This is a genomic window from Hungatella sp., assembly GCF_046966825.1.
Genome location: NZ_JBKVCZ010000090.1, coordinates 1 through 14,343 on the forward strand (window position 1 = coordinate 1; position 14,343 = coordinate 14,343).

Genomic DNA, 14,343 nt, shown 5'->3' on the forward strand with positions numbered 1-14,343 from the left:
ATGCCGGCCAGGAACGCGCCTAAGAAGCCGGTACTGATTTTGCCGAAGGTAAGGCCGATCGTCCTCCAGAATTCCGCCGTGGAGATCTGTGCAATCAGCGCCCCCGCAACCTCCGCGGGGCCGACCAGGATGATGGAATTGTGAACGGCAATGCTGATAAACTGCCAGAGCACCAGCCAGAAACAGATGATGCCGGCTTTTCGCCCCAGACCTGATGGTTTCATGGTGTGACCCTCCTCGCTTATTTTGTCTGAACTTAGCCGTACTGAATTTACCAGACAGCTTACTGAAAAAATTCAGCGGCCGGAGACCGGCCGCCGGATATATACTTAACTATTCTTTGTTTATGGCATATAAAAGAAGTCTTTTGTAGGAAGCTCGCCGCCCACTGTTGTCGGGTCCATTTCATACAGAGCGGAAAGATATCCGTAGAGCATGTTTTTCATATCGCTTCCGTCAATATAGGTGATGATGCAGTATGGAATTGCCTTTTCTGCCACCGGGGCCTTTTCGATGATGCCCGCGGCTGCTACGAGTTTGGCTGTCTCGGCTACGTTCTCATTGGCAAATGCAGCAGATGCTTTCTGTTCTTCCATAAATGTTTTGACTGCATCACTATGCTCTTCGAATAATTCGCCGCGGCAGATGGTTACGCCCGTTACGAGGCTTCCGCCGTCCTCACCGGATACGGCTTCCCATTCCCTGGTCAGATCGAGCACCATTTTGAGGGTGTCATTCTGGGCCATGGCCACTGTGACGAATGGCTGCGGAAGAAGTCCGATGGCATCCGGCTTTTCTTTTAAGAGAGCGGCAACCTCGGTCGGCTCTGATTTGTATTCGAGAGTGACGTCATCCGTGGTCATACCATTTGCCTTCAATAAGTACTGAAGTGCGTAATCCGGTGTCGTTCCCTTGCCGGTTAAGTAAACAGTTTTTCCTTTTAAATCCGCGATGGATTTGATGGAGTCATCGGACGATACTACGTACAGAACTCCCAGAGTATTGATATTTAAAACATTAACGCCGTGGTTGGTCTTGTTGAAAATGATGGAGGCCATGTTGGAAGGCACCAGAGCGATATCGAGATCTCCGCTCACGATCTTTCCAAGCAGTTCATCGGCTGCAGTCACCATGGTGAATTCATAGGAACCTTTTGCCTCGCCCTTTGACGCCTGATCCATCAGCTTGACCAGTCCCATGGAGGTAGGCCCTTTTAAGGAACCGACGCGAAGCGTAAAGTCAGAAGACGCAGCGCCGGCGCTTTCCGTCTCCGCTTCCGTTTCAGGAGCTGTTGTGGTTTCTTCTTCAGTTGTCTCGGCCGCAGCCTCTGTGGCGGCCGCTGTCGTGGTTTCCGCTGCTGTCTCACCGCCGTTCTTTGCACAGCCGGTAAGAGCCGCCGCCGTCATGGCAAGAGCCATGAGTACAGGTAATACTTTTTTCATAATTATCATCCTCGCTTTCTGTCCGTTTCAATAACCCGGCGGCATAGTCACTTGACTATGAAATAAAAAAACCACACCAAAAAAGGCATGGGGAATCCCGCGATCGATGATTTCTCCTCGCCTTCTCCGTCAGGTAATCCTTTCGGGTTAGAACGAACAATTCCAGTATACCATTACCTGGCAGGTTTTGTCAAAATGTTACTGGTTTCCATTTTACCTGTTCAGATCTATTATAAATTGTGATATACTGTAATTACTTATACTTATATCTCAGAAAGGAAATGAAGGAGGATAAAGACAAGATGAACGAAGTATATGAGAAACTGCAGGGCTGTTTAAAGAGTGTGCGGGAAAAGACAGATTTTAAGCCGGAGATTGCACTGGTTTTAGGCTCCGGTCTGGGAGAATACGCGGAGGAGATCGAGGTTGCCGCGGCCATTGATTACAAAGATATCGAAGGGTTTCCGGTGTCTACGGTGCCGGGACACAAGGGCAGGTTTATCTTCGGCTATGTAAACGGCGTTCCGGTCGTGATCATGCAGGGCCGCGTTCACTTCTATGAGGGGTATCCGATGAGCGATGTGGTACTTCCCGCACGGCTCATGGGACTTATGGGGGCGAAGATCCTGTTTCTGACCAACGCTTCCGGTGGAATTAACAGCACATTCCACGCGGGCGATTTCATGCTGATTCGTGACCATATCGTCTCCTTTGTGCCGTCACCGCTGATCGGCGCCAACATCGACGAGCTGGGGCCGAGATTCCCTGATATGAGCGATATCTACAGAAAAGAGCTGCGTGACATCATAAAAGAGACGGCGAAGGAAGAGGGCATTGAGTTAAAAGAGGGCGTGTATTTACAGCTTACCGGCCCCAGCTATGAATCCCCTTCCGAGGTATCCATGTGCAGGACGCTGGGAGCGGATGCGGTCGGTATGAGCACGGCCTGTGAGGCTGTGGCGGCAAACCATATGGGAATGGCTGTCTGCGGTATTTCCTGCATCACCAACATGGCGTGCGGCATCAGCAAGGAGCCTTTGAGCCATACCGAGGTCCAGGAGACCGCAGACCGTGTGGCGCCGCTGTTCAAGCGCCTGATTACGGCCTCTGTCACAAAGCTGGCAGGCAGATAGAGCAACAGAAAGGGGAGTATTGATCTTATGGATAAGAAACTGTCAGAGCGGATTCTGGCCTCCGCCGGAGCGAAGAAGGCGTCTCTGGTACTGAAGCATGGAACCGTTGTAAATGTATTTACCGCCGGACTGGAACAGGCAGATATCGCCATCGAGGACGGCTGTATCGTGGGACTGGGGGATTATGAAGGGGTAACGGAAATAGATTTAAAGGGGGCAGTCGTCTGTCCCAGCCTGATAGACGGCCACATACATCTGGAGAGCTCTATGGTGGCACCGGGAGAATTTGAGCGCACTGTCATTCCTCACGGCACCCAGGCCGTCATCACCGATCCCCATGAGATCGCCAATGTGGCGGGCACCCAGGGAATCCAGTTTATGATGGAGCGGACGGAGGGGCTGACGCTGGATGTCTTCTTTATGCTCCCATCCTGTGTGCCGGCTACCGGTCTGGATGAGTCTGGAGCCGTGTTATCGGCAGATAAGCTGGAACCATTTTATAAAGAAGAGCGTGTACTGGGCCTTGCGGAGCTGATGAATTCCTACGGCACCACGAGGGCGGACCGTGGGATTCTCGACAAGCTTTCGGGCGCTCTCGACAGGAATAAGCTGGTGGACGGCCACGCTCCCGGCCTCTCCGGCAAGGAACTGAACGCCTACGTGACAGCCGGTGTGAAATCGGATCACGAGTGTTCCGATGCTTCCGAAGCGATCGAGAAGCTGAGCCGGGGCCAATGGATCATGATCCGGGAGGGCACGGCTGCGAGGAACCTAGAGGCGTTGATTCCGCTGTTTCAGGAGCCATACTACCACCGGTGCATGCTAGTGACGGACGACAAGCATCCGGGCGATTTACTCCGCCTCGGCCATATTGATTATATCATACGGAGAGCCATAAGCCTTGGCGCCGACCCGGTTCACGCCGTGATTATGGGTTCCTACAACGCGGCTCAGTATTTCGGGTTAAAGGACAGGGGAGCGGTAGCGCCGGGATACAAGGCGAACCTTATCGTAGTGTCGGATCTTGAGAATTTCCGTGTGGAGCAGGTATATAAAAATGGAAAGCTGGTAGCGGAAAATGGTTCCATGAAAGAAGGAATCCTGGCTGCGGAGATAAAGCACATAGACACGCCCGTAAGGGTCGGAGATTCCTTCCATTTAAAGGAGATCGTGCCGGAGCAGCTCCATATAGAAAAAAAGAGTGATCAGGTGCGGGTATTATGTTTAACGCCAGGCGAGCTGACCACCACGGAACGTCTGGTATCATGGACTGAAAAAGAGGGATACGCCCCAGGCGTGGACGTGGACCAGGACATTGTAAAAATGGCAGTCTTTGAGCGCCACCACGACACCGGCCACATTGGGCTGGGCTTCCTGGGCGGCTACGGACTGAAAAACGGTGCGGTAGCGACCAGCATTGCCCACGATTCCCATAATTTAATCATTGCAGGAACCAACGATGCCGACATGGTTCTGGCCGGAAACACGGTACGAAAGAACCGCGGAGGCCTGGCGGTAGTCGTGGATGGAAAAGTCCTGGGCGAACTGGCCCTGCCCATTGCCGGATTAATGAGTGAAGAGGCGGCAGAAGTCGTAGATGAAAAGCTTGAAAAGCTAAAAGAAGAAGCCGGGAAACTGGGAATTTCGAATTCGATCGACCCGTTTATGACACTGGCATTCGCCAGTCTGCCGGTAATTCCGAAGCTGAGGTTAAACACATATGGACTGATAGATGCAGAAAAGCAGGAGATCGTGGATGTCATGGTTTGATGTATGTGAAAAAGTACAGCACAGATGAAGTTTTCTGATTGATAATAATATGTCAATGTGAGATAATGTACGCAAAGGGCAGAGCCAGGCAGATACACCCGAAGCCGGCGCGGAATATGAAAAGCCGTTTTTGCCTTTCATATTCCGTGTCGGCTTCGGGTGTATCTGTATGGCGAGCGAAGCGACCCTGGAATGCCGGAGGCATTTCAGGGCTCTGCCCGCACCCCCGCCACTATGAGCGACCATTCAAACTAAGTATTTTATTTAAACCACCACCACACCCATCACCACCACCACAACCAAACACAAGATATTGGAGGGAGATTTTCATGAGAGTTACAATCTGTATAGGAAGCGCATGTCACTTAAAAGGTTCCAGAGAAATCATCGCCCAGCTCCAGCAGTTGGTAAAGGAGAATCATTTAGAAAGCAAAGTAGACTTAAATGGTTCCTTCTGCAGCGGAAACTGTGTCAACGGGGTTTGTGTAACCGTAGACGGCCAATTATTCTCTTTAAAACCAGAAGACACAAAGGAGTTTTTCGATAAAGAAATCGTAGGGAGGCTGTAATCATGGCGATTATTGATTTCAAGGCTACGAAATGCAAGCACTGTTACAAATGTGTCCGCAACTGTGAAGTCAAGGCGATCATGATTAAAGATGAGCGGGCCGAGATTATGCCGGACAAATGCATTTTATGCGGAAAATGCATGCAGGTCTGTCCACAGTCAGCGAAAACGCTGGTAAGCGATTTAAACACTGTAAAAGGTTACATAGCGAATCACATCCCAACCGTCGTATCCATCGCCCCATCCTATATGGGATTATTAAAATACAAGACCATCGGCCAGATTAATGCAGCCCTTCGTAAGCTGGGCTTTGCAGATGTCCGGGAGACGTCGGAGGGCGCAGCCATGGTGACGGCTGAATACGCACGGCTTCTGGAAGAGGGGGAGATGGAAACGATCATCACCACCTGCTGTCCGAGTGTCAATGACTTAATTGAAATCTATTATCCACAGCTGGTTCCCTACATGGCGCCGGTGGTCTCGCCGATGATTGCCCACGGCAAGATGCTGAAGGAAGAGCTGGGACCGAATGTAAAGGTCGTATTCTTAGGCCCGTGCATCGCCAAGAAGAAAGAAGCGGGCGATGTCCGCCACGATTCCTGTATCGACGCCGTCTTAAATTTCAACGATATCAACCGCTGGCTTAACGAGGAAGAAATCACCATCGAGGACTGTGAAGACATTCCGTTCCGCCATCTGGATCCCAAGGTCAACCGCCTCTATCCGGTCACCAACGGAGTCGTGAATTCCGTTCTTGCCACAGAGGAGAAGAAGGACGGCTATCGGAAATTCTACGTTCACGGCGCCAGGAACTGTATCGATCTATGCGAAAGCATGGTGCGCGGTGAGATAAAAGGCTGTTTCATCGAGATGAACATGTGCTCCGGCGGCTGTATCAAGGGGCCTACCGTAGAGGACGAGAGCATATCCCGATTCAAGGTGAAGCTGGATATGGAAGAGACTATTGAAAAAGATCCTGCAATAAAGAGCGAGGTTGAGGAAATCGTCAATAAGATCTCCTTCCAGAAGATCTTCATGGACCGTTCTCCGAGAGAACCGATGCCGACAGAGGCCCAGATTCAGGAGATCCTTAAGAAGACGGGGAAGACGAAACCGGAGGACGAGTTAAACTGCGGCGCCTGCGGTTATTCCACCTGCCGGGAGAAGGCCATCGCCGTATTCCAGAAGAAAGCCGAACTGGGGATGTGCATTCCGTTTATGCATGAAAAGGCCGAATCCTTATCAAATCTGGTGATGGAGACATCTCCGAATATCGTTCTGATCGTGGATAAGGACATGAAGGTTCTGGAGTATTCTGCGGTTGGAGAGAAGTATTTCGGGAAGACGAGGCAGGAAGCCTTAAATATGTATTTGTATGAATTCATCGATCCGTCGGATTTCCAGTGGGTCTACGATTCCCATCAGAATATTCATGGAAAAAAGGTGACCTATAGCGAATATAATTTCTCCATGCTCCAGAATATCGTTTATATTGAAAAAGAGGACGTGGTGCTCGCCACATTTATCGATATCACGAAGGAAGAGGAGCTGGCGAAGCAGGAGTATGAAAAGAAGCTGGAGACCATCGATCTGGCGCAGCGGGTAATCCATAAGCAGATGATGGTAGCCCAGGAAATTGCCGGTCTGCTGGGTGAAACGACAGCGGAAACAAAGACCACGCTTACAAAGCTCTGCCGGTCCCTGCTGGATGAAGGAAGTGAAAGCGAGGTCAAGTGATGGGAGTAACAGTAGACGTTGCATACAAAAGCCTGAATAAGTTCAACGAGGTCCTGTGCGGCGATAAGGTGGAACTGCTCCAGACGGAGAATTCCAACATCATGATTCTCGCCGACGGCATGGGAAGCGGAGTCAAGGCTAATATTCTGGCGACCCTGACCTCAAAGATATTGGGAACCATGTTTTTAAACGGCGCGACTCTGGAGGAATGCGTGGAGACGATCGTGGAGACGCTCCCGGTTTGCCAGGTGCGGCAGGTGGCATATTCCACCTTCAGTATCCTGCAGGTATTCCATAACGGAGACGCCTATCTGGTGGAATTTGATAATCCGAGCTGTATCTTTATCCGCGCCGGAGAACTGGTTCCGATTCCCCAGAATATCCGTGTGATTCAGAACAAGAAGATCAACGAGTACCGTTTCCGGGTAAAAAAAGGAGATGCCTTAGTTCTGATGAGCGACGGCACCATCCACGCCGGAGTGGGGCAGCTTTTAAACTTTGGCTGGCTCTGGGAAGACATCGCCGCCTATGCGCTGAAACAGTACCGGATCACGATCTCTGCGATCCGTCTGGCTACGGCGCTCAGCCGGGCCTGCGACGAACTGTACCAGTTCCGTCCGGGGGATGACACGACGGTGGCTGTCATGCGTATCATTGACAGGAAGCCGGTGCATCTGATGACGGGACCCGCCAGGAACCCGGAGGATGATACCGCCATGGTGGCCGATTTCATGTCGGGAGATGAATTTACCAAGCGTGTGGTCTGCGGCGGCACCAGTGCCAATATCGTGGCCAGAACCACGAAGAAGAGCCTGGACGTCTCGCTGGATTACAATGATCCCGATATTCCACCGATCGCCTACATTGATGGCATTGAGCTTGTCACGGAAGGCGTTCTCACCTTAAACCGCGTTCTCCAGCTGTTGAGGCGTTATGTAAAGAACGAGGCGGTCACAGAAGAATTTTTCCTGGAGCTGGATAAACCAAACGGTGCGTCCATGGTGGCGAAGATGCTGATCGAGGACTGTACGGAACTGAAGCTGTACGTTGGAAAAGCCATCAACAGCGCATATCAGAACCCCGGTCTTCCATTTGACCTCGGTATCCGCCAGAATCTGGTGGAGCAGTTAAAACACACGGTGGAAGAGATGGGGAAAAAAGTTACGGTAACTTATTATTAATGAAATTTGCTATAGATATCCATTCTGCTTCCGGCAGATGGAAGTTACGAGGAGGAAAATTATGGTAACAAACGATGCAACATTACTTCGCATAAAACATCAGGTATTGTACGAGGTGGCGAAAATGGCGTGGGAAGGCCATCTGGAGCAGCACAGGGAAGAGATTCCCTACAAGATGCTTCCGGGTCCGAAAGCACAGTTCCGCTGCTGTATCTACAGGGAACGTGAGATCATCAGAGAACGTGTTCGCCTTGCAGAGGGCTTATGCCCCAGTGGAAAAGATACGAAGAACATTGTACAGGTTATCAGCTCCGCCTGTGAGGGATGTCCCATTGCCCGCTACGTCGTAACCGACAACTGCCAGAAGTGTATGGGAAAGGCATGTCAGAATTCCTGTAACTTCGGAGCCATTTCCATGGGCCATGACCGTGCCTATATCGATCCTGAGAAATGTAAGGAGTGCGGCAAATGTTCTCAGGCATGTCCATATAACGCAATTGCAGACCTGACCCGTCCGTGTAAGAGAAGCTGTCCGGTGGACGCCATCACCATGGATGAGGACGGTATCGTTGTAATCGACGAGAGCAAATGCATCCAGTGCGGCGCCTGTATCCACAGCTGTCCGTTCGGAGCGATCGGTTCCAAGACATTCCTGGTGGATGTCATCAACTTAATCAAGGCAGGCAAGAAGGTAGTTGCCATGGTGGCGCCGGCAACAGAAGGCCAGTACGGACCGGAGATTACCATGGCCAGCTGGAGGACCGCGCTTAAGAAGATCGGCTTTGCAGACATGGTGGAGGTTGCCCTGGGCGGCGATTTAACCGCGGCTGCGGAAGCGGCAGAGTGGGCGGAGGCATATAAAGAGGGCAAGAAGATGACGACTTCCTGCTGTCCGGCATTTGTCAACATGATTAAGCAGCACTATCCGATGCTGCTGGACAACATGTCAACGACCGTATCCCCGATGTGCGCCGTATCCAGAATGTTAAAGGAAGAGGATCCGGAGACCATCACCGTCTTCATCGGGCCGTGTATCGCAAAGAAGAGCGAGACTCTGGATTTAAATATTAAAGACAACGCGGACTATGCCATGACGCTGGGCGAGGCTCACGCCATGATGGTGGCAAAGGGCGTGGATTTAGAGCCGGAAGAGAATACACTTCAGCAGGGCTCTGTATTCGGAAAGCGTTTCGGCAACGGCGGCGGCGTGACGGCAGCAGTTCTGGAATGCTTGAAGGAGACCGGTGAAAATGCCGATATCAACGTCATGAAGTGCAACGGAGCCGCAGAATGCAAGAAGGCCCTGATGCTGCTTAAGATCGGCAAGCTGCCCGATGATTTCGTGGAAGGCATGGTCTGTGTCGGCGGCTGCGTCGGCGGCCCCAGCAAGCACAAGAGCGAGACCGAAGCCAAGAAAGCCAGGGACTTACTGATCGGCCAGGCGGATAAGAGAGAAGTTCATGAGAACTTAAAGATGCAGGGCGCAGAGCAGGTGGCAATGCACCGGCATTAGGGTGTTAGGGACGAATCGTGAAATAGAGATGATAATGAATTAGAGAAGACAATAAATCAGAGAATGAAGAAATGGAAGCCCCGGCGGATGAGCGAATCGGACCGGGGGTTCCATTTTTATTTTGATTGTATTTCTATACGATGTGTAGTAAAATAAACATAAAATAAGAGTATCTGGAGAGTCGCCTTATCACTGTAAGGAGGCTGGTACGTAAGGAAAAAGAAGAAACAAAAGGCAAGGGTGTTTAACACATCAAAGCAGAACATTAGTCTTCATGTTTGCCATTATTATGAAGAGGGCGAATTGGAACAATCAGGAGCTGTCAAGGCTTCCTTGACAGTTCAGAATGAAGGAACACGCAAGGCTAAGAGAACAGTAAGATATGATAACCTGGATGTTATCATATCAGTCGGTTACAGAGTGAAATCATTGCGTGGCACGCAGTTTAGAAAATGGGCCGATCAAGTAACCACAGGTAGTGATACCAGATACCATAAATGGGAAGGGATTGCAGTTGGATAGAAATGTAAATGTAATAACAGATTTGAAAGGAAATAAAATTGTACTGATAAATGATATTATCTTTAAGGGAAAACGCAATGTGAATTGGAAAGATGTTGAGCAATATCTTAGACAATATGTTGGCGAGTTTTATGCGATTACGGATACAAAGAAGATTGTTTTCATTGGTTCAGACTTGCCGGATGAATATTCTAATTCTAACTATACGCATAAATTAAAGGGGGCAAGTGCAAAAGCAAAGGCCAATGCAGCACAGGGCTTACCAGAAATGATAGGAATTGCAACTGGAAAACAGTATGAAGAAAATCGGAAGAATAAACACAGCCAAGACGCAAAATATGGCTGGTATCGTTATGAATCCCGTTTCGCATTACCTGTTTTTGATGAAAATAGGGAGGTTGAAAGGTATAATGTGTTTCATGTTTTGATGCTTATGAGATACGCAAAAGACGGAAAACTTTATTTATATGATATTATAGCAATAAAAAAAGAAACGAGTAACCTTTTCCAGTCCGAAGACCTTACTCAGTAAAAGAACCCATTTCCTTTAATTATTATGATAAAGACTGTAATTGAATTTGTCAAGAGGAATTTTTGTCTTTGGCGAATTATGGTAACAGTTCAGCCGCGTTTCCGGCTGCCGCGGTCCGTCACGGTGCTTTCGTTTCCCGGGCTTTTCCAGTGACTTTGCAGGGTGCAGGGACGGACAGGAGCCGTTGGTCTTATGGATCATTTCTTTCCATTATCTCACAATCACATAAATCAAATACACCAGATACATCGCCAGCATGAAAGTCCCTTCCATACGGCTGATGCGGTTCCGGCTGCGGCAGAGGATCCATGTAATGGCGCTGGCAATGATTAAGAATCCTATGTCATAAACCGAGAACGGGTTGACAAGGAGCGGGTGGATCGCGGCGGAGGCGCCGAGAACCATTAAAATATTAAAGATATTGGAGCCGATGACATTTCCCAGGGCGAGGCCATTCTCGCCTTTGCGGGAGGCGACGATGGAGGTGACGAGCTCGGGGAGAGAGGTGCCCAGGGCGACGATGGTTAGTCCGATCAGGTTCTGGCTTAAACCGAAAGACGCGGCAATGGCGCTGGCATTTTCCACGACTAAGTCACCGCCCCAGACGATGGCGGCCAGTCCGCCCACGATGTAGACGGCGCAGCGCAGCGGCGGAAGTGTTTTGACCTCCTCGGTGGTGACGATCCGGTTGACCAGGGCGTCGCGGACGGTCAGCCCGACAAATGCCACAAACAGGACCAGAAGGAGGAGGCCATCCACGCGGCCAACGGTCTGATCGAATAAGATCATTGCGAACAGGACAACCGCCACAGCTGCCGAGGCCGCATAGTCCCAGCGAAGCTTGACGGCAAACGGGCGGATCGCACCGCAGGCTCCCAGTACGACCAGGAGATTAAACAGGTTGGAACCGATCACATTGCCAACCGCGATATCATTATTTCCTGCGATGGAAGCGGATATGCTGACCGATAATTCCGGCGCGCTGGTTCCAAATGCCACGATGGTGAGTCCAATGATGATGCTGGGAATGCGCAGTGCTCTGGCGACAGAGGAACTGGCCTCCACAAAGTAATCGGCTCCCTTGATCAGCAGCAGGAAACCCAGGATCAGAAATACGTACATCATAAATAATTTCCCTCTTTCTTTTGTTAAGTGCTCTTGTTAAAAAGGAAGAAGGCCGAAAAAAAACGAGACTTTTATTGCACGATAAATTAAAATCATGCAATAAAAGTCTCGCTTTTTATATGTGCACCGGTTTCCGGCAAAATTATGTTCCAGGTGGAACAGATCTTTCGCGGAAACGGGAATGTCGGCTACACAGGACACGGATTAACGTGCAAGCTACTCCCTTTTACCGGGTATTAGTATATCCAGTTTTCAGGGAAAAGTCAAGCGACTTTTCATGCAGCAGCTTCTGCAGCTCCTCCGATATTCTTCCCAGCACGGCGATGACTTCTGTAACGTTCTCCTCCCGGTTCTCGGAAAACGCGTAATAGGCGCCGTAGATCTGATAACTCAGGATGAGATTTTTCACCGGATCATCCTGGTATTCCGGATGGCGTTCATAAATCAGCCTTTTTAAGCTGGATTCGATCTTCTGGATCAGACGTCCGCTCCGGCTGCCAGAAAACAGCGTCTGGATCAGGGCGTCCCTGGAAAGATAGGCCAGAAAAAGCTCCTGGGTGAACGCGCCGGGATTCTCCACCATGTATTCCGGATGAGCCAGAGAATTGATGATGGAGGTCACGATCTCCGTTTCCAGGGAATCGGATAAATCATAGATGTCCGCATAGTGGAAATAGAAGGTTGACTTGTTGATCTGCGCCTTTTCACAGAGCTCCTTAACCGTGATCTTCTCCAGCGGCTTTCCAGAGCGAAGAGCGATAAAGGCGTTGACGATACTCTGGCGTGTTTTCTCTATTCTTAAGTCCATACCTGTTACACTCCTTTCCGACGATTTTACGAAAACGTCGTATATCCGACGGTTTTGCAAATACGGTGATGGATAAAATAAAAAAGATTTTCTATAATCAATTATAGTAGGAAATCGGACGGTTGTCTATTTTCTTTGTGATCAGGGATTAATTTTTTACAGGAGGAAACGGGATGGACTATTACGGCTTTTATACGGGGAAAGAATTTACTGCCTATGAGTATCTGGGGGCGCATATTCAGGAAAATGGAACAGTATTCCGCACCTTTGCCCCCAACGCCGCGCGGATATCTGTGATCGGTGAATTTAACGGGTGGCAGGAGACTCCTATGGACAAGGTGTACGACGGTAACTTCTGGGAATGCTTTGTGCCTGCGGCTGAGGCGGGGATGATGTATAAATACAGAATCCATAAACGGGATGGCTCTTTTATCGATCACTGTGATCCCTATGGTTTTCAGATGGAATTAAGACCTCATTCGGCTTCGCTGATCAGCCGGTTGGGAGACTATGCATTCAGAGATTCAAAGTGGAAAAAGAAACACAGAAACGGTTTGGACAAGCCGCTCAATATCTACGAAATGCATGCAGGCTCCTGGCGGAGAAAAGAGGGGGCGGAAGGGGAGAATGCCTGGTATTCTTATACGGAGCTGGCAGAGCTTCTGATTCCGTATTTAAAAGAGAACGGATACAATTACGTGGAGCTGATGCCGCTGTCGGAGCATCCCTCCGATGAGTCCTGGGGGTATCAGAACACGGGATTTTACAGCCCCACCTCCAGGTATGGAACGCCCGCGGATTTGAAGAAATTCATCGATCTCTGCCACGGGCAGGAGATTGGTGTGATCATGGACTTTGTGCCGGTCCATTTCGCTGTGGATGATTATGCGCTTTGGAATTATGACGGGACGGCTCTCTATGAATATCCCCACAGCGACGTGGGACGGAGTGAGTGGGGAAGCTGCAATTTTATGCACTCCCGCGGGGAAGTCAGGAGCTTTCTCCAGTCGGCGGCGAACTACTGGCTGGAAGAGTTCCATTTTGACGGCCTGCGTATGGATGCGGTGAGTAATCTGATCTACTGGCAGGGAGATACCGCCCGCGGGGAGAACCGAAACGGTATTGGATTTCTGCAGGAGATGAACCGGGGATTGAAGAATCTGCATCCGGAGGCTCTCTTAATCGCAGAAGACTCATCCACCTACCCGGGGGTGACGAAGGCCGTGACAGACGGAGGTCTCGGTTTCGACTACAAGTGGGATATGGGCTGGATGAATGATACGCTGTCGTATTTTCAGGCGCCGCCGGCGGAACGGAAGCAGAGATACCACCAGCTTACGTTTTCCATGCAGTATTTTTATAAGGAACACTACCTGCTTCCGTTATCTCATGACGAGGTGGTCCACGGGAAAGCGACAATCCTGCAGAAAATGTATGGAGATTATGAGGGGAAATTCCCACAGGCCCGGGCGCTTTACCTCTATATGTTTGCCCACCCGGGGAAGAAGCTGAACTTCATGGGCAATGAATTCGGACAGCTTCGCGAATGGGATGAAAAACGGCAGCAGGACTGGGAGATCTTAAGATATCCGGTCCATGACGCATTTCACCGTTTTATGATGGATTTAAACAAATTGTATTCAGAGAATCCGGCTCTGTATGAGATGGACTACGACCCGGAAGGATTCCGTTGGCTGGACTGCCATCAGGAGGAACGGCTGATCTATGCGTTCGAACGACGGAGCGGGAAGCAGCGCATTGCGGCAGTTTTCAATTTCTCAGATGAGGTACAGGAGGGATATGTTCTGGAGGTCAAAGAGGGAACAGGTCTGTCCCTGCTGATTTCCAGTGAGATGGAGATTCGGGAAAAACAAAAAATTCCGCTTAAGGAAGGCAAAACGGTGATCTCTTTGCCTCCATATTCCGGCAGGTATTATCTCGTGGAGAAATAACAAAAATAGAAAACCCCCGCCGTTCCGGTGCACATAGGTGCATACCGAAACGGCGGGGGT

The 14,343-nt window shown here is 50.1% G+C and carries 12 protein-coding genes and 1 pseudogene; 9 read left to right on the top strand and 4 right to left on the bottom strand.

Annotated features, from left to right (window positions below):
* Both ACLTD4_RS22760 and ACLTD4_RS22765 read right to left on the bottom strand, forming a co-directional pair.
* Positions 1–224 (bottom strand): annotated as a pseudogene (locus ACLTD4_RS22760) (nitrate ABC transporter permease); the annotation flags it as partial.
* 120 nt (positions 225–344) lie between these two features.
* Positions 345–1,442: an ABC transporter substrate-binding protein gene (locus ACLTD4_RS22765; protein ID WP_117622618.1), complete on the bottom strand. Its 1,098-nt coding sequence runs from the start codon at positions 1,440–1,442 to the stop codon at positions 345–347.
* 302 nt (positions 1,443–1,744) lie between these two features.
* Between ACLTD4_RS22765 and ACLTD4_RS22770 the strand changes: the two genes are divergently transcribed.
* The 8 genes from ACLTD4_RS22770 to ACLTD4_RS22805 all read left to right on the top strand — a co-directional run bounded on the left by ACLTD4_RS22770 (position 1,745) and on the right by ACLTD4_RS22805 (position 10,398).
* A complete protein-coding gene (locus ACLTD4_RS22770) occupies positions 1,745–2,575 on the top strand; it encodes a purine-nucleoside phosphorylase (protein WP_055656601.1) in 831 nt (276 codons plus the stop codon).
* Between the two features lie 27 nt (positions 2,576–2,602).
* Positions 2,603–4,345 carry an adenine deaminase gene (gene ade / locus ACLTD4_RS22775; protein WP_117622619.1) on the top strand — a complete coding sequence of 581 codons (1,743 nt, stop codon included), beginning with the start codon at positions 2,603–2,605 and terminating at the stop codon, positions 4,343–4,345.
* Positions 4,346–4,674: 329 nt separating this feature from the next.
* Entirely contained in the window at positions 4,675–4,914 is a 240-nt protein-coding gene (locus ACLTD4_RS22780) for a (2Fe-2S) ferredoxin domain-containing protein (protein WP_002604584.1), read from the top strand.
* Between the two features lie 2 nt (positions 4,915–4,916).
* Positions 4,917–6,650 carry a [Fe-Fe] hydrogenase large subunit C-terminal domain-containing protein gene (locus ACLTD4_RS22785; protein WP_055656606.1) on the top strand — a complete coding sequence of 578 codons (1,734 nt, stop codon included), beginning with the start codon at positions 4,917–4,919 and terminating at the stop codon, positions 6,648–6,650.
* A complete protein-coding gene (locus ACLTD4_RS22790; RefSeq protein WP_002604582.1) occupies positions 6,650–7,831 on the top strand; it encodes a SpoIIE family protein phosphatase in 1,182 nt (393 codons plus the stop codon). The genes ACLTD4_RS22785 and ACLTD4_RS22790 overlap by 1 nt, the downstream gene beginning before the upstream one ends.
* 61 nt (positions 7,832–7,892) lie before the next feature.
* The gene (locus ACLTD4_RS22795; protein ID WP_117622620.1) at positions 7,893–9,344 is read left to right on the top strand and encodes a 4Fe-4S dicluster domain-containing protein; all 1,452 of its coding nucleotides are present in this window, start codon (positions 7,893–7,895) and stop codon (positions 9,342–9,344) included.
* 240 nt (positions 9,345–9,584) lie between these two features.
* Entirely contained in the window at positions 9,585–9,866 is a 282-nt protein-coding gene (gene rhuM, locus ACLTD4_RS22800; protein ID WP_117622621.1) for a RhuM family protein, read from the top strand.
* Positions 9,859–10,398, top strand: a complete 540-nt coding sequence (locus ACLTD4_RS22805; protein WP_002604580.1) for a hypothetical protein — start codon at positions 9,859–9,861, stop codon at positions 10,396–10,398. The genes rhuM and ACLTD4_RS22805 overlap by 8 nt, the downstream gene beginning before the upstream one ends.
* Positions 10,399–10,608: 210 nt before the next feature.
* Here ACLTD4_RS22805 and ACLTD4_RS22810 read toward each other — a convergent pair whose 3' ends face one another.
* Both ACLTD4_RS22810 and ACLTD4_RS22815 read right to left on the bottom strand, forming a co-directional pair.
* Positions 10,609–11,523 (bottom strand): calcium/sodium antiporter, encoded by a 915-nt coding sequence (locus tag ACLTD4_RS22810; RefSeq protein WP_117622622.1) that lies wholly within the window; start codon positions 11,521–11,523, stop codon positions 10,609–10,611.
* 226 nt (positions 11,524–11,749) lie between these two features.
* Complete coding sequence (locus tag ACLTD4_RS22815) at positions 11,750–12,331, bottom strand: TetR/AcrR family transcriptional regulator (protein WP_117622623.1); 582 nt, start codon at positions 12,329–12,331, stop codon at positions 11,750–11,752.
* A gap of 173 nt (positions 12,332–12,504) precedes the next feature.
* Here ACLTD4_RS22815 and glgB point away from each other — a divergent pair, with 173 nt between their 5' ends.
* Positions 12,505–14,283: a 1,4-alpha-glucan branching protein GlgB gene (glgB, locus tag ACLTD4_RS22820; protein ID WP_117622624.1), complete on the top strand. Its 1,779-nt coding sequence runs from the start codon at positions 12,505–12,507 to the stop codon at positions 14,281–14,283.
* Positions 14,284–14,343 lie beyond the last annotated feature (60 nt).

What these genes read in the sequence shown, in the direction of transcription:
- ACLTD4_RS22765 (WP_117622618.1), bottom strand. Translation starts at nt 1,442, where the DNA reads ATGAAAAAAGTATTACCTGTACTCATGGCTCTTGCCATGACGGCGGCG.
- ACLTD4_RS22770 (WP_055656601.1), top strand. Translation starts at nt 1,745, where the DNA reads ATGAACGAAGTATATGAGAAACTGCAGGGCTGTTTAAAGAGTGTGCGG.
- ade (WP_117622619.1), top strand. Translation starts at nt 2,603, where the DNA reads ATGGATAAGAAACTGTCAGAGCGGATTCTGGCCTCCGCCGGAGCGAAG.
- ACLTD4_RS22780 (WP_002604584.1), top strand. Translation starts at nt 4,675, where the DNA reads ATGAGAGTTACAATCTGTATAGGAAGCGCATGTCACTTAAAAGGTTCC.
- ACLTD4_RS22785 (WP_055656606.1), top strand. Translation starts at nt 4,917, where the DNA reads ATGGCGATTATTGATTTCAAGGCTACGAAATGCAAGCACTGTTACAAA.
- ACLTD4_RS22790 (WP_002604582.1), top strand. Translation starts at nt 6,650, where the DNA reads ATGGGAGTAACAGTAGACGTTGCATACAAAAGCCTGAATAAGTTCAAC.
- ACLTD4_RS22795 (WP_117622620.1), top strand. Translation starts at nt 7,893, where the DNA reads ATGGTAACAAACGATGCAACATTACTTCGCATAAAACATCAGGTATTG.
- ACLTD4_RS22810 (WP_117622622.1), bottom strand. Translation starts at nt 11,523, where the DNA reads ATGATGTACGTATTTCTGATCCTGGGTTTCCTGCTGCTGATCAAGGGA.
- ACLTD4_RS22815 (WP_117622623.1), bottom strand. Translation starts at nt 12,331, where the DNA reads ATGGACTTAAGAATAGAGAAAACACGCCAGAGTATCGTCAACGCCTTT.
- glgB (WP_117622624.1), top strand. Translation starts at nt 12,505, where the DNA reads ATGGACTATTACGGCTTTTATACGGGGAAAGAATTTACTGCCTATGAG.